This is a genomic window from Bifidobacterium sp. LH_424 (genome assembly GCF_056356895.1).
Window position 1 is genome coordinate 13,726 of record NZ_JBKEVC010000009.1, and the last position, 22,286, is coordinate 36,011.

19 protein-coding genes are annotated in these 22,286 nt (G+C 63.4%); 14 read left to right on the top strand and 5 right to left on the bottom strand.

Annotation, left to right across the window (positions count from 1 at the left end; translation table 11 throughout):
- The first annotated feature begins 1,191 nt into the window (after nucleotides 1–1,191).
- The 8 genes from AC1AYP_RS07915 to AC1AYP_RS07950 all read left to right on the top strand — a co-directional run bounded on the left by AC1AYP_RS07915 (nucleotide 1,192) and on the right by AC1AYP_RS07950 (nucleotide 11,135).
- Nucleotides 1,192–2,226, top strand: a complete 1,035-nt coding sequence (locus AC1AYP_RS07915) for an ABC transporter permease (RefSeq protein ID WP_476502789.1) — start codon at nucleotides 1,192–1,194, stop codon at nucleotides 2,224–2,226.
- Complete coding sequence (locus AC1AYP_RS07920) at nucleotides 2,223–3,170, top strand: ABC transporter permease (RefSeq protein WP_476502788.1); 948 nt, start codon at nucleotides 2,223–2,225, stop codon at nucleotides 3,168–3,170. The genes AC1AYP_RS07915 and AC1AYP_RS07920 overlap by 4 nt, the downstream gene beginning before the upstream one ends.
- Nucleotides 3,167–4,876, top strand: a complete 1,710-nt coding sequence (locus AC1AYP_RS07925; RefSeq protein WP_476502787.1) for a dipeptide ABC transporter ATP-binding protein — start codon at nucleotides 3,167–3,169, stop codon at nucleotides 4,874–4,876. The genes AC1AYP_RS07920 and AC1AYP_RS07925 overlap by 4 nt, the downstream gene beginning before the upstream one ends.
- 168 nt (nucleotides 4,877–5,044) lie before the next feature.
- A complete protein-coding gene (locus AC1AYP_RS07930; protein ID WP_476502786.1) occupies nucleotides 5,045–6,721 on the top strand; it encodes an ABC transporter substrate-binding protein in 1,677 nt (558 codons plus the stop codon).
- 21 nt (nucleotides 6,722–6,742) lie between these two features.
- Nucleotides 6,743–8,080, top strand: a complete 1,338-nt coding sequence (locus AC1AYP_RS07935; RefSeq protein ID WP_476502785.1) for an amidohydrolase family protein — start codon at nucleotides 6,743–6,745, stop codon at nucleotides 8,078–8,080.
- A gap of 223 nt (nucleotides 8,081–8,303) precedes the next feature.
- Entirely contained in the window at nucleotides 8,304–9,494 is a 1,191-nt protein-coding gene (locus tag AC1AYP_RS07940) for a glutathione S-transferase C-terminal domain-containing protein (RefSeq protein WP_476502784.1), read from the top strand.
- A 106-nt stretch (nucleotides 9,495–9,600) separates the two neighbouring features.
- Nucleotides 9,601–10,206, top strand: coding sequence for a GNAT family N-acetyltransferase (locus AC1AYP_RS07945; protein WP_476547415.1), 606 nt, complete (start codon nucleotides 9,601–9,603; stop codon nucleotides 10,204–10,206).
- A complete protein-coding gene (locus AC1AYP_RS07950) occupies nucleotides 10,206–11,135 on the top strand; it encodes a glutathione S-transferase family protein (protein ID WP_476502782.1) in 930 nt (309 codons plus the stop codon). Before AC1AYP_RS07945 ends, AC1AYP_RS07950 begins: the two co-directional genes overlap by 1 nt.
- 399 nt (nucleotides 11,136–11,534) lie before the next feature.
- Here AC1AYP_RS07950 and AC1AYP_RS07955 read toward each other — a convergent pair whose 3' ends face one another.
- Both AC1AYP_RS07955 and AC1AYP_RS07960 read right to left on the bottom strand, forming a co-directional pair.
- The gene (locus tag AC1AYP_RS07955) at nucleotides 11,535–12,932 is read right to left on the bottom strand and encodes an ATP-binding protein (RefSeq protein ID WP_476547417.1); all 1,398 of its coding nucleotides are present in this window, start codon (nucleotides 12,930–12,932) and stop codon (nucleotides 11,535–11,537) included.
- A gap of 111 nt (nucleotides 12,933–13,043) precedes the next feature.
- Complete coding sequence (locus AC1AYP_RS07960; RefSeq protein WP_476547418.1) at nucleotides 13,044–14,405, bottom strand: ATP-binding protein; 1,362 nt, start codon at nucleotides 14,403–14,405, stop codon at nucleotides 13,044–13,046.
- Between the two features lie 311 nt (nucleotides 14,406–14,716).
- Between AC1AYP_RS07960 and AC1AYP_RS07965 the strand changes: the two genes are divergently transcribed.
- A complete protein-coding gene (locus AC1AYP_RS07965) occupies nucleotides 14,717–15,475 on the top strand; it encodes an SDR family NAD(P)-dependent oxidoreductase (RefSeq protein WP_476547420.1) in 759 nt (252 codons plus the stop codon).
- A gap of 8 nt (nucleotides 15,476–15,483) precedes the next feature.
- On the opposite strand, the gene AC1AYP_RS07970 is transcribed toward AC1AYP_RS07965, so the two are convergent.
- A complete protein-coding gene (locus AC1AYP_RS07970) occupies nucleotides 15,484–15,693 on the bottom strand; it encodes a hypothetical protein (RefSeq protein ID WP_476547422.1) in 210 nt (69 codons plus the stop codon).
- A gap of 353 nt (nucleotides 15,694–16,046) precedes the next feature.
- On the opposite strand from AC1AYP_RS07970, the gene AC1AYP_RS07975 reads away from it, so the two are divergent.
- The 5 genes from AC1AYP_RS07975 (at nucleotide 16,047) to AC1AYP_RS07995 (ending at nucleotide 20,359) form a co-directional block, all read left to right on the top strand.
- Nucleotides 16,047–16,739 (top strand): amino acid ABC transporter ATP-binding protein, encoded by a 693-nt coding sequence (locus tag AC1AYP_RS07975; protein ID WP_476547423.1) that lies wholly within the window; start codon nucleotides 16,047–16,049, stop codon nucleotides 16,737–16,739.
- A 77-nt stretch (nucleotides 16,740–16,816) separates the two neighbouring features.
- A complete protein-coding gene (locus tag AC1AYP_RS07980) occupies nucleotides 16,817–17,659 on the top strand; it encodes a transporter substrate-binding domain-containing protein (protein WP_476547425.1) in 843 nt (280 codons plus the stop codon).
- A gap of 91 nt (nucleotides 17,660–17,750) precedes the next feature.
- Nucleotides 17,751–18,473 (top strand): amino acid ABC transporter permease, encoded by a 723-nt coding sequence (locus AC1AYP_RS07985; RefSeq protein ID WP_476532645.1) that lies wholly within the window; start codon nucleotides 17,751–17,753, stop codon nucleotides 18,471–18,473.
- A 50-nt stretch (nucleotides 18,474–18,523) separates the two neighbouring features.
- Complete coding sequence (locus AC1AYP_RS07990; protein ID WP_476547427.1) at nucleotides 18,524–19,222, top strand: amino acid ABC transporter permease; 699 nt, start codon at nucleotides 18,524–18,526, stop codon at nucleotides 19,220–19,222.
- A 105-nt stretch (nucleotides 19,223–19,327) separates the two neighbouring features.
- Complete coding sequence (locus AC1AYP_RS07995; RefSeq protein WP_476547428.1) at nucleotides 19,328–20,359, top strand: uroporphyrinogen decarboxylase family protein; 1,032 nt, start codon at nucleotides 19,328–19,330, stop codon at nucleotides 20,357–20,359.
- Between the two features lie 176 nt (nucleotides 20,360–20,535).
- On the opposite strand, the gene AC1AYP_RS08000 is transcribed toward AC1AYP_RS07995, so the two are convergent.
- A complete protein-coding gene (locus AC1AYP_RS08000) occupies nucleotides 20,536–21,303 on the bottom strand; it encodes a VOC family protein (RefSeq protein WP_476547429.1) in 768 nt (255 codons plus the stop codon).
- A gap of 48 nt (nucleotides 21,304–21,351) precedes the next feature.
- The gene (locus AC1AYP_RS08005; RefSeq protein WP_476532642.1) at nucleotides 21,352–22,155 is read right to left on the bottom strand and encodes a pyrroline-5-carboxylate reductase family protein; all 804 of its coding nucleotides are present in this window, start codon (nucleotides 22,153–22,155) and stop codon (nucleotides 21,352–21,354) included.
- Between the last annotated feature and the right edge of the window lie 131 nt (nucleotides 22,156–22,286).

Sequence of the window (22,286 nt, forward strand, 5' to 3'; positions counted from 1 at the left end):
GATGGGAAAGAGGTACGGATTGCTGCCCATGGTAGGCGACGCACAGCCGCCGTTCCCGTAACGGTTCATAAAGGATGGATATAGCAGGGATAGCCGTTCATAAGGAGGTCGTATAGCCACGCCGTGTTTTCGTCGATTCCGGCATGGTAGTTTCTAGGTACACGCGGAAAACGTGTGGAAATACGAGGATTCCGACCGGTGGGGGAACATCCGGGCGGAATCACGAATCAGGGGGGCACCATGGAAGGTACGAACCGTATCGGCATATTCGCCATACCACGTCGCACTGTACGAATGTGATGGCCTGCGGCCAAGGATTCAGCTAGGCCGCGGGCGGTAAACCAATCAATCTTCAAGCATGGAACGGGATTCCCGGCAATAGGGGAGCCGGAATGACCATTCCCATTCCGTGTGCGGGAACCGGCATCGTGAGAAGGGGATTCACACGACGATTCCGATTCCCATTCCAGCCGTGTACGCTACAAGGCCCTGCGTGAGCCATATCTCCAGGGCCTTGGCGTGGGGAGCAGTGGACCATGTTCGGTTTATCCCAAAACAGTGATGTCGAGCGTCATGGTCGATTTGTCCAACTGCTGACAAGGTAGACGTCAGGTTGGCTTATAAGGGGGACACCGACCTTGCCGGGGAGCAGAGATACCGTTCTAATCTCTTTCAGGTAAGCGAAACCGGATGCTCTGGAGATAAGCTTGCGACTTCGGTAATCGGAAGTAATTAATTGGAGCGGCTCGTCTATTCATATGGAACGGCCTCCGTTGCAGAGAGACATCTGCATTCGTCATGCTTGAACACAGATGTCTTGACGTTCAGTCGCCAGAGCCAATCAATTCCACCATAGCGACAAACCTTCGTTTATAGCGCGTCATAACGTCGGCCGATAAGGGCTTGAATCCTATTGGGCGACGTTATGACGCGCTATTGGCGTTAGGGATTCCAACGCCTGACGAACCGCGCGACGACGTGCATAACCGATGCTTATGTCTTGCCCTAATCAACGGTGATAGAAAACCCGTGGTGGGCGCTTCCGATGCCGTGTATAAACGAAAACAACGTTGGGGAGATCGGGAAACCACAAGTGGAAGACCCCCGCGCAGCACACATGAAACGTCATTGGACACGTCGCATCACGATCGTCGTATCGGACTGCATCGGGGAAGAGAAGGACAAACAGGCATGAGCGTCGCACAATCTGTTCAGCTGGACGGGGTCTCTCCGGCCGTCCGGCGCGAAAGCCGCAGCGAGAGGTCGACGAGGGCGCTGTGCTTCCTGCGCTTCGTCGGCGCGCGTCTCGCCCAGGCGGTGTTCGTCGTCTGGAGCGCCGTCACCCTCGCGTTCGCGGCCATCCATCTCGCTCCGGGCGATATCGTCGATTCGCTGTTGAGCGAGGCTCAGAAGAACAATGTGGAACTGCGCATGAAGGTCGTGCAGGACTGGGGATTGGATAAGCCCGTCATCGTGCAGTACGTCGGTTACCTATGGCGTCTGCTCCACGGCGATCTGGGCGTATCCTACGCGCAGAAGAAAAGCGTGAACGCGATCTTTGCAGACCAGTTCCCGGCCACCCTGCAACTCGCCCTGACCGCTTTCGTCATCGCCGTGGTCGTGGCGTTGCTCGGCTCCCTGCTTGTCAACGGACGCTTCGGTGGTTTCGGCTCCTCCCTGTACAAGGGATTCGAGCTGACGCTCCTGTCCACGCCGCCGTTCTGGTTCGGCATCCTGTTGCTGTCGATCTTCTCCTTCCGTCTCGGTTGGTTCCCGGTCGCCGGTGATACCGGCATCCGTTCGCTCATCCTGCCGGCGCTGGCCATCGGCATCCCGGTCGGCGGCAATCTGTCGCAGATTCTGCGCCAGGGCATCGAGAAGAGCTCGGAACAGCCCTATACCGTCACCGCACGCTCCCGTGGCCTGTCTCCGATGGCGATTCGCATCCATCACTCGCTGCGCCATGCCAGCATTCCCGCGCTCACTGTGGGCGGCATGATGTTCGGCGGCCTGCTCGGCGGCGCCGTCATCACCGAACAGGTCTTCGGTCGTCCCGGCCTCGGTCAGATCGCCGTCAACGCGATCAACACCAAGGATCTTCCGGTGCTGCTGGCCGTCGTGTTCGTCACCTCGCTCGTGTTCGTCACGGCCTCCACATTGCTGGATGTGCTGTACTACATCGTCGATCCCCGTCTCAAGGTCATTCGTTCAGGAGAGCAGTCATGACGCAAAGCAACGCCAATGTCATCGATTCCAAAGTCTTCCAGTCGCTCGTCTATGAAAAGGAGCGCGTCGCGTCGGTCTCCCGCACTGCGTCCGCCTCACGTACCGCGGCCATCGCCCGTGTGCTCAAGTCCGTCAGGCGTGTGCACATCGGCACGTTGCTGGCCGGACTCTATGTCGCACTGATCGCGCTCATGGTCATCGCGCCCGGTCTCTTCACGAAGGCCGATCCGCTGGAGAACGACCTGCTGTCCGTCAACCAGGCGCCGTCGGCCGCCCACTGGGCCGGCACCGACTATCTGGGACGTGACCTGTTCGCCAGAATCATCTATGGTGCCCGCTACTCCGTCGGCATCGGTCTGGCGGTCACGGTGTTCGCCCTGGCGTTCGGCATCCTCTTCGGTGTGCTGGCGGGCACCAGCCGCTCCCGGTTTGTCGATGCCGTCGTCATGCGCGGCGTCGATATCCTCTCCTCCTTCCCGTCGGTCCTGCTGGCTCTGGTCATCGTGGGCATCACCGGCGCCGGCGTGCAGAACCTGATTCTGGCCCTCGGCATCGGAGCCATCCCCTCATTGACACGACTGATTCGCGCGGAGACGAAGAAGGTGCTCACCTCCGAATACGTCCAGCAGAGCAAGACCTTCGGTCTGTCCAGGACCACTATTCTTCTGCGTCACGTGTTGCCCAACTCTCTGGGAGTCATCCCGTACATGGTCACGATGAGCGTCGGCGAAGCGATCATTGGCGTCTCCGGCCTGAGCTTCCTCGGCGTCGGTCCGCAGCCGCCCACCCCGGAATGGGGCACCATCATCGCCGAATCGCGCAACTATCTCAACGCCGCTTGGTGGACCGGTGTCTTCCCGGGCATCGTGCTGGTGCTCGCCGTGATCTCGTTCACCGTGCTGGGCCAGGCCTGGCAGGCCAAGTTCGAAAGGAGGAGCCGATGACCGCGACCGCAACGGCTGTAAAAACCGCAACGACCGTCAAGGCGGATGCCTCCGCTCCTCTGGTACGTGTGCGCAATCTCAACGTCGGCTTCGATGGTGACGAGGGATTCAAGAAGGTCGTCAACGACGTCTCCTTCACGATTCACCCCGGTGAGGCGGTCGGCCTCGTCGGTGAATCCGGTTCGGGCAAATCGGTCACCGTGCGCACGCTGCTTGGTCTGTTCGATCGAGGCGAGCGTCTCAATGCCGAAGAGTTCGAGCTGTTCGGCAAGCCGTCGCTCGGCAATACCGAGAAGGATTGGCGTGCCATCCGCGGCGAGAAGATCGGTTTCGTGCTGCAGGATGCGCTCACCTCCCTCGATCCGCTCAAGACCATCGGATATCAGGTCGACGAGGCGCTGAAAGTCCATGGTTCCGCATCCAAGACCGAGCGCGACCATGAGGTCTCCACATTGCTGTCCGAGGTGGGCATTCCCGAGCCGGATATCCGCCGTGACCAGTATCCGCACGAGCTTTCCGGCGGCCTGCGCCAGCGCGCGCTCATCGCCGGCTCCATCGCCAACTCGCCGTCCCTGATCATCGCCGACGAGCCCACCACCGCGTTGGACGTCACCGTGCAGCAGCAGGTGCTCCAGCTCCTGCGCGACCGCAAGGACTCCGGCAACGCCCTGTTGCTCGTCTCGCACGATCTGGCCGTCGTGGCCTCCGTGTGCGACCGCATCCTGGTCATGAGGCACGGCGAATTGGTCGAATCCGGCACGTCGGATCAGATTCTCAACCATCCGAAGACCGAATACACCAAGCTGCTGCTGGCCGCGGTGCCGTCCGCCCGCTCGCGTGGGCGTCGACTTTCCAGCATCGAGCATGAGCCGTTGCCTGCCAGGAACGTCGATCTCGACCATGTGGTGCTTCGGGGCGAACATATCCACAAGACGTATGCCGGTCGCCACAGCGGCGTCGTCACAGCCGTGAACGACGCGACGATTGATCTGCACCGTGGAGAGACGCTCGGCATCGTCGGCGAATCCGGCTCCGGCAAGAGCACCTTGGCCCGCATTCTGGCCGGTCTGATCGAGCCGGATTCCGGAACCGTGGAATTGGACGGCGAAGCGTGGTCTCCGCTCCCCGAACGTCGCAGGAGGAGCCGCAGGCGTGACATTCAGGTCATCTCGCAGGACCCGATTTCCTCGTTCGATCCCCGTTATAGCGTCGGCAAGATCATCGCCGAACCACTCAAGGCGTTGAAGACGTACGACCGCAAGCAGATTCGCGAACGCATCGATGATCTGCTCGACCTGGTCCAGTTGCCCCGCACCGTCATCGACCGCAACCCCCGCCAGCTTTCCGGTGGACAGCGTCAGAGGGTGGCCATCGCCCGCGCGTTGGCGACGGACCCCAAAGTGCTGATCGCGGATGAGGCCGTCTCTGCGCTCGACGTGTCCATTCAGGCGCAGATTCTCGATCTGCTCGCCGACATCCAGTCCAAGACGCAGGTGAGCATCCTGTTCATCTCCCACGATCTGGGCGTCATCCATCACATCTCGGATGCCGTCGTCGTGATGAAGAACGGCGTGATCGTTGAACAAGGCGATCCCGACCGGGTGTTCACCCATCCCGAGCATCCGTACACGAAGAGGCTGCTCGCTGCGCTACCGACCGTTCCGGTCCAAGGCGGGGAGCGAATGCCGGAAACGGCTGCCGACTGATTGACATTGCCGGCCCCGCAAGGGGCCGGGCCCACTTGATTCCCATCACTTCGACGATGCCGATTCCCGGCACCGTTTCCACCGTCTTTTCATATCTTCTTCGAATCGTTTCGTAGATTCTTGTTTTTCCATTTTTGCTTTTCGCAACACACAGAGAGGGGAACCCATATGTTCATCAACCGCATCAACCGATTGAGGACCGCGGCGGTGGCCGCCGTGCTGGCCGTCGGACTGACGCTGTCCGGCTGCGGCAGCTCCGGCGCCGCGTCTTCGGCTTCGGCCACCGACACGGCCGGCGAACCGGTCAAGGGCCAGACCATTACCTGGGGCATCGAGAAGGAGCCCACCACGCTGAACCCGCAGCTCAACAGCTCCGACGCCGCCATCCCGATCCTGCGCAACATCGCCGACTCCTACCTGTACCTCGATGACAACGGCAAGTACGAGCCGTGGCTCGCGGAAAGCTACAAGCAGAGCGACGACCTCAAGACCATCGACCTCACCCTGCGCCAGGGTGTCACCTTCTCCGACGGCGAGCCGTTCAACGCCGACGCGGTGATCGCGAACTTCGACTACTTCAAGTCCGACAAGAACACCAACCCGGGCACTTGGCTGCAGTACCTGGATTCCTGGACCAAGACCGGCGACTATTCGGTGCGCTTCACCCTCAACGCCGTCTACCCCGGATTCCTCGCGGTTCTGGCCGACACCGGCACGGCACCGATCTCCCCCAAGTCCCTCAAGGAATCCAAGGAGCTTGAGACCGGCGGCAAGTCCGTGGCGCTGACCGGACCGTATACGATCGAGGACTACCAGCAGGGCAGCCAGTTGACCCTCAAGGCCCGTTCCGACTACTCCTGGGCGCCCGAAGCCGTCACCAAGACCCTCAAGGGCAAGGAGTCTGTCCCGTACGCCTCCAAGCTGGTGTTCCGCTTCCTGCCCGAGGCCGCCACCCGAACCGGCGCCCTCACCTCCGGCCAGGTCGACATCATCAACGGCGTGCCCTCGCAGGACATCGCCCAGATCAAGTCCAACTCCTCCCTCACCTACGGCCAGGTCATCAACTCCGGCACCGCGTACACCCTGTACTTCAACACCACCAAGGCACCGTTCGACGATGCCAACGTCCGCCGCGCCTTCCAGCTCGGCGCCGACTACCAGGCCATCGTCAAGAGCGTCTACTACGGCACCGGCACGTGGGCCGACCAGTCCTTCTCCCCGGCCAGCATCTTCTACGACAAGTCCTTCACGAGCCTGAAGTTCGACAAGGCCAAGGCCAACAAGCTGCTCGACCAGTCCGGATGGACGAAGCGTGATTCCGAAGGCTACCGCGTCAACGCCAAGGGCGAACGACTGTCCATCTCCCTGTACTCCGACGCCCCGTACGTGCGTGACTCCCGTGACGTGCTCAACCAAGCCATCGCCTCCGAGCTCAAGAAGAACGTCGGCATCGAGTTCACCTTCAAGGCGCGCGATACCGGCACCGTCACCGAGACCTGGAACAAGAACACCAACGACGCCTTCGACAATTCCATGAGCGGACTCGACATCTCCACCTCCATCGACTCCGCGTACCTGTGGAAGGCCGAGCCGAACCGCGTGTTCCTCAAGAACGACCCGAAGGTGCTCGAATACGTCAAGGAAGGCCAGAACGGCGCCACGACCGAAGCCCGCAAGACCGCCTACTCCAAGCTGCAGAAGTACGTTATCAACGATCAGGCGTACATCCTTCCGCTGTACTTCCCGCGCGACAACTGGGCCGCCTCCAACAAGGTCCACGGTTTGGTGATCAGCAAGAGCGGCGGCCACATCTTCAACTCGGCCACCCTGTGGAAGCAGCAGTGAGCCAGGAACGGAGCAAGCGACATGACCACCACGCAATCCGACGTCCATGACCCCATCGGCGTCGCCGGCGCCAGGAGCAATCCCGCCCGCCGAGTGATCGCCGCCGCGCATCTGCTTACCGGGCGTCCCGGGGAACAGCTCGACGACCATGCGCTCGCCATCGACGGCAGGCATATCGTGTGGGTCGGCCCCACCGCCCAACTGCCCGCGGAGTACGCCGATTGGCCTCTTGAAAACCATCCCGGTGCGACCATCCTGCCTGGGCTGGTGGAGACCCATGCCCACTTCGGACCGCGTCCCGGCGACGAACCCGCCGTCTCCTACCCGGAACTCCACGAACAGGCGTGGAACGCGCTGCACTCCCTGCACTGGGCGCGCAGAATCGCGTCGGTCGGCGTCACCTCCGCGCAGTCGCTCGGAGCGAACTTCTACACCGATGTGGCGCTGCGCGAGGCCATCGACAAGGGGTATGCGCAGGGTCCGCGCATCGTCGCGGCCGGCCCGATGATCACCACGACCGGAGGCCACGGTTGGCGCGAAGGCGGTGAAGTGGACTCGCTCGACGATATCCGCCATGCGGTGCGTGAACATCACAAGGCCGGCGTCGACGTCATCAAGGCGGCGGCCACCGGCGGATTCTTCACCCCCGGCACCGCCCAGTGGAAGGCGCAGTTCACCGTCGAGGAGCTTCGGGTCCTCGTCGAGGACGCGCATCGTCTCGGCCATCGCGTGGCCGTGCACGCCCACGGCACGCAGGGCATCCGCCGCGCCGTCGAGGCCGGAGTCGACTACATCGCCCATGGCACCTTCATCTCCGATGACGGGACCACGCGCTTCGAGCCCGATTTGGCCGATGAAATCGCCCGCAAGGGCATCTACGTCGATGTGGCGGCACCGCCGTCCTATCCGCCGGTGGAAGGCGAGACCATTGCTCCCAGGGCGCACGATCTCTACAGCCATGGCGTGCGGATCGTCACCGGACATGACATCGGCGCGGTCATCCCGCCCGAGGCGTATCTGTATGGGCTCCATCAGCTTGAGGAGGCGGGCATTCCGCGTGCCGAGATCCTGGTCGCGGCCACATCCCGCGCCGCCGCCGCCATCGGACTGGCCGGCGTGACCGGTGTGCTCGAGGCCGGGTACGAGGCGGACCTGCTGGTCGTGGACGGCAATCCGCTCGACGACCTGTCCGCGCTGGAACGCAAGCTTCGGATCGTCATCAGGGGCGACGACTTCCACCCCGACTACGTACCCGAATACGCGGGGCGCGATTCCTCGGCATCCGAACACAAACCCACCGGAAACGTACTCGCCGAACGGCTCGAGCGCGTCCGTCGCGCCTCGTTGCAGCAGTGGTGAGGGACGTATAAGCCGACATTATCGGGGGCAACAACGAAAGGCGATATGCACGCCGACGTGTTGCCCCCGAACCATACGCATAATAATCCACAACATCGGCCGAACGCCATCCACAAGAAGGCCGGTCGAACGGCGGCGAATCGGGGGACACCATACCGCCGACCATTCACCTAATCGAAACGGACCTTGCATGTCCGTCAGCACCAACAAAGGGGAAACCATCATGGCACTCACTGTCTCGCCCATCTCGCTGAAGGCGTCCGACGTCGCCGCCGACGCTTGCGGCGTCCGTTCCGCGCAGCCGGCCGCCACGCCGCGTCCCGGCCATGACAAGCTCGACCGCCCGTTCGAGGAGACCACCGTCGAACAGACTCCGGACGGCGCCTTCCGCCGCCAGCGCAACGCCTTCACCGTGCGTTTCGGCGACCAGCCCGGCCAGGCGCCGGTGGAGGCCGGGCGATACCACATCCTCGGCGCGCTCGGTTGCGGCTGGAACCGTCGCCAGCGCATCGTCATCCGACTGCTCGGCCTGTGGGATGCGTTCACTCCGGAGATCATCTACGGCCGTGACCAGGACGGCTGGAAGCTCACCAAGACCCCGGGCGGCGTCGCTGAGAAGTTCGGCTATGATCGTCTCAACGACTTCTACCGCCGCACCGTGGGGGACCGATTCACCGGACGCGGCACTTCGCCGACCGTCATCGACCTGACCAACGGCAAGGTCGTGACCAACAACTACCACATCCTGAGCAACGATCTCGAGACCGCATGGGCGCCGTTCCACAAGCAGGGCGCGCCGGACCTGTACCCGCAGGAGCTGCGTCAGGAGATCGACCTGCTCAACCAGCAGCTGTTCGACGACATCAACAACGGCACCTACAAGGTGAACTTCGCCACTTCGCTCGGTGCCGCGAAGGCCGCCTACACGATCTTCAAGGCCCGTCTCGCCGACTACGACTTCCGTCTCGCCTCCCGTCGCTACCTGTTCGGACCCAACTTCACCGACTCCGACGTGCGCCTGTTCCAGACGCTCGAATCGTTCGAGTTCGGCTACCGTCCGGGCTTCGTCCGCACGCTCGGCACCGAGGACATCGTGCACGTGTGGGACTACCCGAACCTGTGGGCCTACGCCCGCGACCTGTTCCAGACGCCGGGATTCATCGACGACCCGGAGCTGTTCGAACTCGGATACGTCCCGGACGAGGACGGCAACTACACGCGCGACCCGTTCACCCGCGACGAGGGCACCACGCCCCAGTCCGTCAAGGACGAGCGCAAGGCCATCTACGAACGCTGGCTCGAGCCCGCCGGTCGCGAGAACCTCACCGGTTCCCCGTTCTACTCCGGCCCTGGCGTCGGCGGCTCCTACGAGCTGTGGAAGTTCGGCGCGTTCAACAACTACTACGAGGCCTGAGAAGGACCATTCCATACACATCTCCGCCCTTGTCCCGGAGCCGGTCGGCCGGAGTCGGACAGGGCGGATGGTGACATCCTGGAACGACGAAAGGGAGAATCCCGATATGACGACCGTTGCGACGCTGCCCGACGCGCTGCTCGTCGAGGATCTCGGCGACGGCTTCACCCTGCGCATCGCCCGTGAGGACGAGTATGGGGCCGTGGGCGACGCGTTGACGGCGGCATTCACGGATGGATGCTGGGTCACCCCGGAATATGAAGCGGGGCTGCGTCGTATCGCCGAACGCGCCGAAACCTCCGACGTGTGGGTGGTCGTCGGCGCGGATGGCGTAGTGCAGGCCGCGGTGCTCACTCCGAAGCCGGAACACCATCACGAGGAGCGGTACACGTTCAACATCCTCGGCGTCGCACCATGGGGGCGTGGTCATGGTTTCGGCCGAAAACTGGTCGAGCATGCGCTGGCGGTCGGTCGTACCTACGGCTACCGGACCTTCGAACTGCACTCCAGCCCGCAGATGACGCACGCCCACCGGTTGTACTATTCGTGCGGGTTCCACCGGCGTCCCGACTGGGAGACCATCATCGTGGATCGGGGGCAACGCCTGCTGACCTTCACACGAACCGACTACGCATTCGCCGATACCAGCGTGAAGACGGGTGCTCGGCCGGAAGCGGCATCTGCAACGCAACGGAAAGGAAACGAACAGTAATGTCGCAAGCGACGCAATCGACAAAGGCATCCGTGGTGTTCACGCCGTCCGACATCGCACGCAGACTGCCCGCCGGCGAAGTGGACGAACTGGGATTCTTCGCATCGCGTTGTCCGGCGGCACCGATTGTCGTGGAGGACGGTGCGTATCGCACCTCTGCCGAGCTCTCTTCGCCGATTCTGTCGGCGAGCCCGCTCGACCCGCGTGCATGGTCGTCTTTGATCGCCGCGCGGTGGGGGAGCGGAGATTCCATTCCCACGCGTTCCGCGGAATCCAAGTCGGTATCGGTGGGAGTTTCGGTTCCCGAAGTCCTGTTGCTCGATGCCCGTGATCGTGACTCGTCCGCCGTGACGGTCAGCGACGACTGGCGTCGTCTCAGCCGATGGGTCGAACAGTCGCGTGCCGCCGCATCCGAACTGTATCCGCGGGAACTTGCCGCGCGTATCGACGCCCTCGATGACGTGATTGATCGGGACCTCGTCGACACCTTGTTCGCCGTCGTGCATTTGTCCGCGGATGCCGGCGACGAGCAGTTGGATCGACGCGACTTCCTGCACGGCGCACAGGGGCATGCCGTGTTGCGGCGCGTGTTCTACGCGCGTCTCGGATGGTTCGACGATATTCTGTCGCGCAACGAGTTCGTTCTCGGAGACCGGTTCACCGACGTCGACGCGCACTTGTTCGGCGTGCTGCTCACATTCGACATCGGTTATCGCAACGCGTTCCCCGTACCGGACGCTGCGGTCGTCGATTATCCGCATCTATGGGAGTACGCGAAACGCATCTACGCGATCGAAGGTCTGGTGTCCGATGCAGACAAGCGTGCCATCGGACTGCTGCCTCAGGCGGATGGCACCTATGCTGCACCATGGGGTGCGCCTGCATTCACCGAAACGGTGGACGACATCCGAGCCGCCTGGAACGCGTGAGATTTCGACGTCAAAGTGCCATAGCGATTGATGGCGAAATAAGTCAGGTTTTCTCCACAATCCGTAGAGACGGCCGGCCGCAAGAGTAGCCGATGGGCATCACGTGAACGTGGTGCCCATTATGTTTGCCGGACCGCAGATTTTGCCGTGTCCGCTGCGGGGCTTCTTCGTCATATCGGCACGGGTTCCCTCCATATTCGTCACGCCTCGCTCCTCGCCAGTCACGCTTCGCTCCGGGGTCAGCCACGTTTTCGCGTGGCAAACCCCGGAGCGAACCGTATGCAATCGGGAGCGAACCGTATGCAATCGGGAGCGGACCGCCGTAGACCGCTGCGAACCGACCGTGAGGGCGATGCGGCTGCCGGTGCCGGCATTGCTGCCGACCCGCACCTGCACCGATCATTCGGCCATGTCCTCGAACGGGACCAGTTGCAGTGCCTCGTCCTTGTCGGCCAGACGTCTGAGGTCGTCGGTGAAGCCGCTTTTCGAGAACAGGATGTAGTGCTTGTCGGGGTACGGCAGCAGCAGGCCGCGACGCCGGAGTGTGTGGTATTCGGCCTCGCCCATGGGATTGTTGCGCCATTTGCATTCGCAGAAGATCGCCTGTGAAGGATCGTTTCCGGTGGCGATGATGTCGATTTCCTCCTGCTGCCGGGTCTTTGGGTCCGAGCCCCACCAGCGTCCGGCCTGCAGTACCGGGAACGGCAGCTGGTCGTATCCGCGTCCCCACAGCCATTGCAGGCTCATGTCCTCGAATACCTGTCCCATGAATCGTGGCAGATCGTCCATGACCATGTCGGCCACGAGGTCGAGTCTGCGGGCCTGCAAGGCGGACATGCTGCGCGGAACGTACCGGTACCAGAAGCGGAAGAACGAGTCCTTGATCCGGTAGATGGTCTTCCGGTGGCTCTTCGCGCCGAATGGCGTCTCCTTGTCGAGGATGCCGAGGTCGATCATGTTGGTCAGATATGCCTGCGCCTGTCCTGTCGGCATGTGGCTGGCCGAAGCGATTTCGCTCATCCGTGATGAACCGGTCACGATGCTGTCGATCATCGCATTGTATTCGGCCGGTTTGCGCACCTCCTGCTGCAGGAGCATGTAGGGTTCGTCGAACAGGTTGCATGAGGGGGAGAGCATCCTGTCCCTGATCGTGGCGCGGATGTCGTCGGTGGGGTCGAGCCATTCGAGGTATTGGGCCACGCCGCCGGTCAGCCCGTAGGCGATGGCCGAGTGCTCCTTCGTCAGCTCATGCGTGTATTCGCGCGTTTCCTCGAAGGTGAACGGGTTGAGTCTGATGGATCCGGTCCTTCGGCCGTACAGGGGGCTTTTGTAGTCGAGTACCTGTCGTTCCATGAAGGACATGCTCGACCCGCAAAGGATGAGCATCAGGTGGCTGTCGTCCTTATGGCGATCGATGGCATGCTGCAGTATCGACGACACCGACCGATCGGCCTGTGCGAGGAATGGGTACTCGTCGATCACCCATACCAGGCGTTGGCTCTTCGCCATGTCGAAAACGGCGTCCACCGCGCTTTGGAAGTCACGGTAGATTGGAGCGTTCGTCTCCAGTCCGCCGCCGTTGCGGTAGGCGCCGATGGCATTGCTGAGCGCGATGAGGTTTCCCTGCATGGTGGACTCGATCGCCGAGTAGAAGATGCTGGGCTTGTCTTCGAGGAATCGGTTGATGAGCGTGGTTTTGCCGATTCGGCGACGGCCGTATACGACGATGCATGCGAACCGTCCTGAATCGTATGCCTGCTCGAGTTGACGCTGTTCCTCGCTTCGCCCTACGAACATGGCCCGCATCCTTTCTCAATTAGGTATATTGCAATATAGTATATTGCAATATACTAGTATACGTACTGCGGAATCACCGATGATGAACCTCTCGACCCCGCCTGATGGCCGCTACAGACAGTGCGCCATGTACAAGGGCAGTCTCACGCGTTCCCCTTCGACTTCCATCTGCCGGGGATGCAGTACGTACTCCTTGCCGAGCCGGTTGCCGTACAATGCGCGGAACTTGTCGAGTGACGACGTGCTGTACCGTTTGGTGGATTTCACCTCGATCGGGCTGATGCGTGGCTTCATGGCCGCGTTGTCGTATTCGCGCACGATGAGGAAGTCGATCTCCATGGTCTTGCGCGCGTCCTCGCGGTTGTTGCGCGAGAAGAAGAACAGCTTGCGGCCGTTCGCCCGGAATTGTTGTGCGACGGCGTTCTCCACCAGCATGCCCTCGTTGAGGGAGATCCGGTCGAACAAGATATCGCGGTAGACGTCATCCGGTGTGGTGTCGCGGTCGGCGAACGCATGGGAGACCAGCAAGCCGGTATCCGCCATATAGCATTTGAACGAGGCGTTGTCTTCGTATAGGGCGAGTCCGATTGTCGGATCGGTCGCGTTGCGGCAGATGTTCACCAGACGTGCGTCCTCCAGCCAGAAGAACGCCGCATCATAGTCCCGTGAGCGTGCATCCTTGTCGATGGAAGCAAGGGTGAAGCGTTTCTCATGTTTGGAAAGCTGACCGGGGATTTGCGCGAAGATGCCGCGTACCCGTCCGGCGTCGCCGTTGGCGAATTTGCCGATATCGTCGCTGTACAGTTGCAGAATGCCGCGTTTGACGTCGTCCACTTCGCCGAAGTCACGATGCTCCACATAGGAGGAGACCGCTTGCGGCATGCCTCCGACCAGCATGTATTCGCGCCACAGTCGCGCCGCCCGCCGGTGCAACGCGGCCGGCAGAGGACGTAGATGGTCGAAGGCGTCGCGGATTCCGTCGGCGAGGAGTTCTTCGTCCATCGCCCAGCAGAATTCCTCGAAATCCATGGGGCCCATATCCATCTTCCGCTCTTCGGAGGGGATGACGATGTCGGCCACGTTCTTCTTGATGGAGATCAGCGAGCCGGTTTCCACGTAGTCGTATCTGCCGTCCGCAACCAGATATTTGATGAGCTCGCGTGCGGCCGGGTAGCGTTGCACCTCGTCGAAGATGATGAGCGATTCCCGACGGTACAAGCGCGTGCGGTAGTAGGCGGACAGCATCATGAAGAACGTGTCGAAATCATCGATCTGGTGCTCGAACAGATCACGGACGTCGCGGGGCAGTCGGGCGAAGTCGATGAGGATGGACGAGCGGTACTGTGTGCGCCCGAATTCCTCGACGATGGTGCTTTTGCCCACTCGTCGTGCGCCTTCGATAAGCAGGGCCTCATGTCCCTGGGCCTTGTTCTTCCACTCGACCAGCTTGTCCAACATCTTGCGTTTCAGCATGTTCCACCACTCTGTACACGAAATCAACGGTATGGCACTTCATGATTTTACACGAAATCAACAGTATGGAGTTGCCGATTTCTACACGAAATCAACGGTGTGGCCGCAGATTCCGGCATCTTCCCCACCTCCCCGCCCCATCGCCCATAACCGGTTCCTATAGACGCGTTCCGCCAATCGCGATACCGGCGCGACGGGTCGTGAGCCGGATGCCTGATAGCATGCGTGCAGTGCCGCCGCAGGTGGCGGTCGCGAAGGACTCGAATCGTCGTGGCATGCGATCGCGGCGATACGCATGAAGGGGAATGACCATGGCCGATACATCGAATACACCAAATACGCCGAATACGCCAAACGCAACGAATCCGCGCACGGCGGTCGTCACCGGGGCGAGCGGCGGCGTGGGTGGCGCGCTGGCGCGGTTGTTGGCCGCGCGCGGATGGCGCGTGATCGCGCCGGTCCGCGCGCAGGCCGCGTTGTCCGAACTCGACGCGATCGACGGCGTCGAAGCCGAACGACTCGACTTGTCGGACGGCGAGCAGGTGCGGCGGTGGGCGGAGCGGACCGCCGCACGGCTCGACCGGCTCGACCTGCTGGCGCACGTCGCCGCGGCCGGTCCCACCGGCAAGGCGGTGGACGCCGGCCTCGACCTGTGGGAATCGACGTTCGCCGTCAACGTGATCGCGCCGGCGGCACTCACCTCGGGATTGATCGCGCCGATTCGCGCGGCGCGCGGCACCGTCGTGTTCGTGAACTCCGGTGCCGGGACGCGCGGTGTGCCGAACCACGCCGTCTACGCCGCGAGCAAGCACGCGCTTCGCGGCTATGCGGACACGCTGCGTCTGGAGGAGTCGGCGAACGGCGTGCGCGTGAGCACGGTCGCGCCCGGTCCGATGGATACGAGGATGCTGCGCGAGGACGACAGTTGGGGCGCGTTCCGCCACGAGGACGTCATCGATCCGGCGAGCGTCGCGAACGCGATCGCATGGATCGCCGACGCCACCCCGGACGTGCAGATCACCAACGTCGACGTCCGCCCCCGCCAGGAGCTGTCCATCAAGGTGAAGTGATGGACCCGTCACCCGCGGCCGGCGTGGGGCGCAGGGAAGTGGATGATGAGCGGTTGGGCGGCGGCGCATTGGCCGACGGGGACGAAGACGGGCGTGGCCTGCGGCGCGCCCGTCTTCGGCGTATCGGGGCGTCGGTCCAGTCCCAGCAGCCGCAGCAGCGTCGTCAGTCCGGATGATTTCGTCGGATCGTGTGATTCCCTATTGCGTTGCGTCGCCATCGTTCCCCCGTTGCCGAATGTGCGCGCCCCGCGCGTCACGTTTGAAAACCAGCGTATCCGGCCTGCGGTCGAGCCGTTCCGGCACCGTTACGCGGTTTCGCTATGGACGGTCATCCATCGAATCTATGACTCTGCCGCGCACGCCCTGCGCCGTTGCGGCGCGCGGGTCTGATAGTCGCGTATAGGCAACGGTTATACGTGACGGCGCATTTCCGCGTTCGTCGTGCCGTATATTCGCTGTCGTCCGCGATTCGTCGCGGGCAGGTTGGGGAACATCGTGGGGGATGGCGGATGACGGGAACGTCGTCCGCCATGGTCCGCGGCATCATCGCATGATTCGGGGGAATCGGAACATGACTTTGCGGCTTAAGGGGATCGGCTACCGCGTCAAGGGGCGCACCATCCTGGACGGCGTCGATCTGACGGTCGAGGCGGGGCGTACCGCCGTGATCCTCGGCCCGTCCGGCGTGGGCAAGTCGACGCTGCTGAAGAACATCACGTTCCTCAAGCCCCCGGCCCAGGGCAGCGTCACGCTGGACGACCGCACGGTCGCCGCCGGCGAGGCGAAACCGGCCGACGTGGCGTGGCTGCGCCGCACCATCGCCACCGTCTTCCAGACCTACCCGCTGTTCAACCACCGCACGGTACTGGAGAACATCGTCGAGCCGTTGCGGCTCGTGCACGGGCTCAAGCGCGAGGAGGCGGAACGGCTGGCGAAGACCAATCTCGAGCAGCTGCGTCTGGGGTCGAAGTTCGGCGCCATGCCACGCGAACTGTCCGGAGGCGAGAAGCAGCGCGTCTCCATCGCGCGCGCCCTCGCCGCCAAGCCGAAGGCCGTGCTGTTCGACGAGCCGACCTCGGCGCTCGACCATGCGCTGGTCGGCGAGGTCTGCCAGACGATTCGCGATCTGGAGGGCAAGGGCATCGCGAACGTCGTGGTCACGCACGACATCGACTTCGCCCGGCGCCTCGACGCGGACGTGTACGAGCTCAACGGCACGCTGCGCCCGCTGAGCGGTGTCGACGAGTTCATCGCCGGCCGCTGAGGCGCCGCGCAATCCGCGATATCGCATATCGCATACCAACGCATACCGAACAGACGTCAAGAAGAAGGGGAACCACCATGCCTAAGACCACCATCATCCGCAAAACCATCGCGCTGGCCTGCGCCGCCGCGGCCCTCGCCTCGCTCGCCGCATGCGGGTCCGGCACCGCGTCCGGTTCGGGCGACGCGAACGCGAAGACCATCAGCATCGCCGTCGCCGCGAACTCGAAGCCGCTGAGCTACACCGACGACAACGGCCAGCTCGCCGGCTACGAGGTGGACGTGCTCAAGGCCATCGACGAGGACCTCAAGGATTACAAGTTCACCTACGAGGCCGTCGCCGACGACGCCGAGACCGTCGGCATCGACTCCGGCAAGTACGCGCTCATCACCGGCGGCTACTTCAAGACCGACGAACGCGTCAAGAAGTACCTGATCCCGGACGAGACGACCGGCATCTCGCTGATGAAGATCTACACGCTGCCGGGGGAGAAGGACATCAAGTCCCTCGACGACCTGCACGGTAAGAAGGTCGCCCCGATCTCCCCGGACGGCGGCGTCAACAAGCTCGTCACCAAGTACAACGCGGCCAATCCGGACAAGGCCATCACCGTCACCCACCAGGACAACGTGACGATGGCCCAGAACTTCCAGGGCCTCGTCGACAAGAAGTACGACGCGGTGATCGAACCGGAGCAGAGCTTCGACGTGAACGCCATCAAGAAGAGCCTCGGCGTCGACTTCCGCGCCACTGAGCCGGTGGAGGTCGACCAGCAGTACTTCCTGGTCTCCAAGAAGCAGCCCGAGTTCTTCAAGGCGCTCAACAAGTCCATCACCAAGCTCAAGAAGGCCGGCACGCTGAAGCAGCTGTCCATCAAGGACTACGGCGAGGACGTCTTCAAGTACGACACCCAGCAGTGACGTCGCCGACGCCGCCGGCATCGCCATGACGTCGCCGACGCCGCACGCACCGCACCATCATCGACGATCATCGACAAAGGACCCGCATCCCGTGGATTTCGCATACGTACTCACGCTGCTGCCGGCGTTTCTCGTGAAACTGCCGTACACGCTGGCCATCGTCGCCGGCTGCTACGCCGTCGCGTTCGCGCTCGCGTTCCTGATATTGCGGGCCCGCGTCGACCGGATCCCGGTCCTGTCCGCGATCCTCGACGTGTACGTGTCGTTCGTGCGGTGCGAGCCGATCGTGCTGCTGCTGTTCCTCATCTACTTCGGCCTGCCGCAGCTGCTCGGCAACTTCGGCATCGACATCACGTCGCTGAGCAAGACGACGTTCGCATGCGTCACGCTCGTCTTCTTCAACGCGGGCTGGCTGAGCGAGATCCTGCGCGGCGCGTACCTGAGCGTCACACCCGACCAGTTCGAACTCGCCGACTCGCTCGGCTACACCAAGGGCCAGCTATGGCGGCACACGCTGCTGCCGCAGATCGTCGGCATCGCGATCCCCGACCTGGGCAACGCGGCCGTCGACCTGCTCAAGGACACGTCGCTGCTGTTCACAATCGGCGTGGTCGACATGATGGGCCTCGCCTCGATCAAGGTGGCGAACAACTACGGCGTCAAACAGTCCGAGGTGTATCTCGCCGTCGCGCTCATCTACTGGGTGGCGGCGCTCGTCATCGAAGCCGTCGTCCATCTCGCGAAACGTTCCAACCGTTACTACCGCGTGGTCGACGAGGCCTCGCGCGCCCGTCTCGCCGCGGACGCGGCCTGACGGACGCGACCGGAAGCCCGCAAACGAAGGAAGAACGAAGGAAATCACCCATGCCGGCATTACTGGACTACCTCATCAAGATCGCCGTCATCGTGCCGTCCGTGCTGCTGCACGCGCTCGTCATCCTCGCGCTCGGACTGCTGTTCGCGATCCCGGTCGCGCTCACCTTCCGCGCCCGCGTGCCCGTGCTCTCGCAGCTGCTGCGCCTGTACACGTCGTTCTTCCGCGGCACGCCGATCCTCGTGCAGCTGCTGTTCTGGTACTACGCGCTGCCGCAATGGTCGTCGGCGATGCTCGGCACGGTGGGCATCCACGTGAGCAAGAACTCGGTGAACGCGACCGTCGTGCTCATCTTCACGTTCGTGCTCGTCTACATCGCCTACCTGCAGGAGACCGTGCAGGCCTCGCTCGCCTCCATCGACCCGAACCAGCTGGAGCTCGCCGACTCGCTCGGCTACACGCGCTGGCAGAAGGCGATCCACGTGATCGTCCCGCAGGCCGTCGTCTACGCGTTGCCGAACCTGTTCAACATGTTCATGAACATCATCAAGGCGCTGTCGATGGGCTTCACGATCGCCGTGATCGACATCTTCGCGCAGGCGAAGCTCATCGCCGGCCTCAACGGCGACTACATGACCTCGTACACGGCGGCCGCGCTCGTCTACTGGGCGTTGTGCGGCGTGCTGTTCGTCCTCATGAACCTCTACCTGCGCCGCCGCGACGCCTCGCTCACCGGCGTGCGCCTGTGACGTGACACGCGCGTCCGCCATCCATTCTTACCCATCGAACAACACCGTCGCCGCCACCGCCGCATGACGACGACGCCACCCACGCGGCAAACGAAAGGCACCATCATGACCCGCGACCGCAGACAGGAATTCCACGACCTCGCCAAGGGGGAGGGCAGCACGCCGTACCTGACCAGCGCATGGCAGCATTTCGTCGGCGACGAATACGACGTGGAGCGGCAGGCGCAGGCGCACATCGACTTCGTGCGCAAATGGGACTGGGACTACGTGAAGATCAACCCGCGCTCCGCCTACTACGCGGAAGCGTTCGGCGCGCACTTCGCCCCGGACGACTACGGCACCGGCCGCTCCCCGCGCCTGCTCGACTACCCGGTGAACGCTCCGGAGGACCTGGCGAAGATCGCGCCCGTCGACCCGACCGCGAGCAAGCCGTTCGCCGACCAGATTGCCTCCGCGCGGATCATCCGCAGGGAGCTCGGCGACCGCGCGATCCTCGAGACCGTATTCTCGCCGCTCACCGTGCTCCTGTTCGTCGCCGGCCTGCCGCGCATCAACGGCAAGCCGCTCTACGGCGCCGCTCCGAAGCTCGACAAGGACACGCTCCTGTTCACCGACAAGGAGGCCACAGCCAAGGCGCTCGACGCGATCACCGAGACGCTCATCGCCTACGTGAAGACCGTGCTTGCGCCGGTCGAACAGGGCGGTGCCGGCCTCGACGGCATCTTCTACGCGGAGACCGGCATGGCCAGCCGCGGCTATTTCACGCACGAGCAGTTCGAGGAGCTTGCCCGTCCCTACGACGAGCGCATCCTGGCCGCGGTCGGCGACGGCGTGAAGCTGCTGCACACCTGCCGCGACCATGCGAACCCCGACTGGTTCGCCGACTATCCGATCGACTTCCTCCAGTGGGATCCGTACGTGCCCGGCAATCCGCCGATCAGCGACGACTTCAACGCCGTACCGGTCAGCGGCCCGGACGCCGTGCTCATCGGCGAAGGCACCGACATCGACGAGCTGAAGCGCCAGGTCACGGACACGGTGAAGGCGCGCGAGGGCAAGCCGTTCCTGCTCGCCCCGAGCTGCACCGTCCCGCCGAAGCCGGACGACGCCCACTTGCGCGTGCTGCGCGAGGCGTGAGCGGTCGCGCGGCAGGGTGCGCACGTGCGCCCCTGCCCGCGCGGGTCCGGTTCACGCGGGTCCCGGCACGAGAACGCCTCCCGTACCGTCTGGTACGGGAGGCGTTTGTCGTTTCGTTTCGTATCGTCGTTTCGTCGCCGTCTTCCGCCACGTGACGGAAGACGGCGACGTTCCGGCTACAGGCTGCGGTAGCGCGCCTTGCCGATTGTCACGTCGAAGGACTTGCCGGCCGGCGCCTCGTACTGGAGTTCGGTGATGGCGTTGCGCCCGCCGCGCACGAACCGCCACACGCGGCCCTCTCCCACGTTGAGGTCGATGTAGCCGTCGCCGTCGGTGCGTTCCAGGTCGAACACGTCCGACCAGTGGGCGGCCACGGCCTCCGGATCGGGCACCTCGAACAGCGCGCGACGCGTGTTCACCTCGCCGATCGCGTGTTGGTGCAGCAGCCCGCTCTTCTCGTAGCGTTCCAGCTGTTCGGCCTCGCTCGCGCCCCAATCGATGACGAACGGGTAGCGCAGGCCCTGGTCGTCGCCCTTGATCCACAGCAGCTGCCAGCGGATCTCCTCGCCTTCGGCGGTGGTGCGGTTGCCCGGCACGATCTCGCCCAGATCGAGGCCCTTGGCGCGCAGACGCTCGGCCGCCGCCTTGATGCCGTGCACGTGCAGCGCCGGGCGATAGAAGCCGACGAAATCGGGCAGCAGCTCGCCCGCCTCGTGGAAGATCAGGCCGCGGTCCGGCGTCTCCGCCAGCGCCTCGTCGCGGCTGTAGAGCGTGAGGAACTCGAGGTAGTTGTCGGTGAAGTAGGCGAGCGAGTTCTCGGTGCCGTGCCCGACGTGCTTGCCGCCGTAGCGCGCGGTGAGCCCCGCCTTCGCGAAGCGCTGCTCCGCCTCCTTCAGGTCGTTGACGAATTCGACCGTGTGGTCCCAAGTGAATTGCTGTGCCATGTGTCTGCTAGGTCTCCTGTCCCTGTCCTTGTTGTCCGTCCTCTTGCGTCACTTCGCGTTCGCGCCCAGCGACGTGGTGCGCTCCACGGCGGCGAGCACGGCCGTCTGCACGGAGGCCGCAAAGCCCGTCTTGTTGAGCGTGTACGCCTCGGTGATGCCGACGCCGCCCGGCGAATTGTTGATGTTGAGCAGCACCTGCGGCAGCACGTCCTTCTGCTTGAGGAACTCGGTGCCGCCGATGATCGTGTCGAGCGCGATCGCCTTCGCCACGTCGCGCGGCAGGCCGGCGAGCACGCCCGCGTCCACATAGGCGTCGATGAAGTGGTAGACGATGTTCGGCGGGTAGAAGCCGGTGATGATGTCGATCAGACGCTCCTCCACATACAGCACCTTGCCGAACGTGTTGAGGAACGCGTCCACGTCCTCCTTGCGCGCGTTCGCGTTGAGCGCGGCGCCGCTGTAGCCGTAGTCGACGGTGGTGAGCGTGTTCGGGATGATGCGCACGACGCGCCAGCCCTCGCCGAGGCTCTGTTCGAGCTTCTCGATCGTGTACCCGGCGACGATCGAGACCACGGTGGTCTTCGCCGGGTCGAAGCGCTTCGCCACCGACGCGGCGACGCCGGCTACGTCGTCCTGCGGGCGCACGGCGATCACGACGATGTCCGCGTCGGGCGTGTCCGTCGGCTTGGCGGGCTCCACGCCGTACGTGTCCTTCAGGAACGCGGCGCGCGCCTCGGAGATCTCCTCCACCCGGATATGGTCCACCGGGTAGGTCGCCTCCTTGCGCCTCACCGCCTCGATGATGGCGGTCGGCATGTTGCCGCCGCCGATGAAATACAGGTTCGCTCCCATGATGATTCCCCTTCCGTGGGCTCGTGGTCGTTCGCGGTTTTCGATATACACATCCCGTCATACCGGATGATCCCGCGCGCCGCAGCCGTTCGACCGCCAAACGCCTATAGGTGTTATCGATAGGGAATTGC

Bases quoted from the DNA above. Each gene is read 5' to 3' on its own strand.
- AC1AYP_RS07915 (WP_476502789.1), top strand. From the start codon at position 1,192: ATGAGCGTCGCACAATCTGTTCAGCTGGACGGGGTCTCTCCGGCCGTC.
- AC1AYP_RS07920 (WP_476502788.1), top strand. From the start codon at position 2,223: ATGACGCAAAGCAACGCCAATGTCATCGATTCCAAAGTCTTCCAGTCG.
- AC1AYP_RS07925 (WP_476502787.1), top strand. From the start codon at position 3,167: ATGACCGCGACCGCAACGGCTGTAAAAACCGCAACGACCGTCAAGGCG.
- AC1AYP_RS07930 (WP_476502786.1), top strand. From the start codon at position 5,045: ATGTTCATCAACCGCATCAACCGATTGAGGACCGCGGCGGTGGCCGCC.
- AC1AYP_RS07935 (WP_476502785.1), top strand. From the start codon at position 6,743: ATGACCACCACGCAATCCGACGTCCATGACCCCATCGGCGTCGCCGGC.
- AC1AYP_RS07940 (WP_476502784.1), top strand. From the start codon at position 8,304: ATGGCACTCACTGTCTCGCCCATCTCGCTGAAGGCGTCCGACGTCGCC.
- AC1AYP_RS07945 (WP_476547415.1), top strand. From the start codon at position 9,601: ATGACGACCGTTGCGACGCTGCCCGACGCGCTGCTCGTCGAGGATCTC.
- AC1AYP_RS07950 (WP_476502782.1), top strand. From the start codon at position 10,206: ATGTCGCAAGCGACGCAATCGACAAAGGCATCCGTGGTGTTCACGCCG.
- AC1AYP_RS07955 (WP_476547417.1), bottom strand. From the start codon at position 12,932: ATGTTCGTAGGGCGAAGCGAGGAACAGCGTCAACTCGAGCAGGCATAC.
- AC1AYP_RS07960 (WP_476547418.1), bottom strand. From the start codon at position 14,405: ATGCTGAAACGCAAGATGTTGGACAAGCTGGTCGAGTGGAAGAACAAG.
- AC1AYP_RS07965 (WP_476547420.1), top strand. From the start codon at position 14,717: ATGGCCGATACATCGAATACACCAAATACGCCGAATACGCCAAACGCA.
- AC1AYP_RS07970 (WP_476547422.1), bottom strand. From the start codon at position 15,693: ATGGCGACGCAACGCAATAGGGAATCACACGATCCGACGAAATCATCC.
- AC1AYP_RS07975 (WP_476547423.1), top strand. From the start codon at position 16,047: ATGACTTTGCGGCTTAAGGGGATCGGCTACCGCGTCAAGGGGCGCACC.
- AC1AYP_RS07980 (WP_476547425.1), top strand. From the start codon at position 16,817: ATGCCTAAGACCACCATCATCCGCAAAACCATCGCGCTGGCCTGCGCC.
- AC1AYP_RS07990 (WP_476547427.1), top strand. From the start codon at position 18,524: ATGCCGGCATTACTGGACTACCTCATCAAGATCGCCGTCATCGTGCCG.
- AC1AYP_RS07995 (WP_476547428.1), top strand. From the start codon at position 19,328: ATGACCCGCGACCGCAGACAGGAATTCCACGACCTCGCCAAGGGGGAG.
- AC1AYP_RS08000 (WP_476547429.1), bottom strand. From the start codon at position 21,303: ATGGCACAGCAATTCACTTGGGACCACACGGTCGAATTCGTCAACGAC.
- AC1AYP_RS08005 (WP_476532642.1), bottom strand. From the start codon at position 22,155: ATGGGAGCGAACCTGTATTTCATCGGCGGCGGCAACATGCCGACCGCC.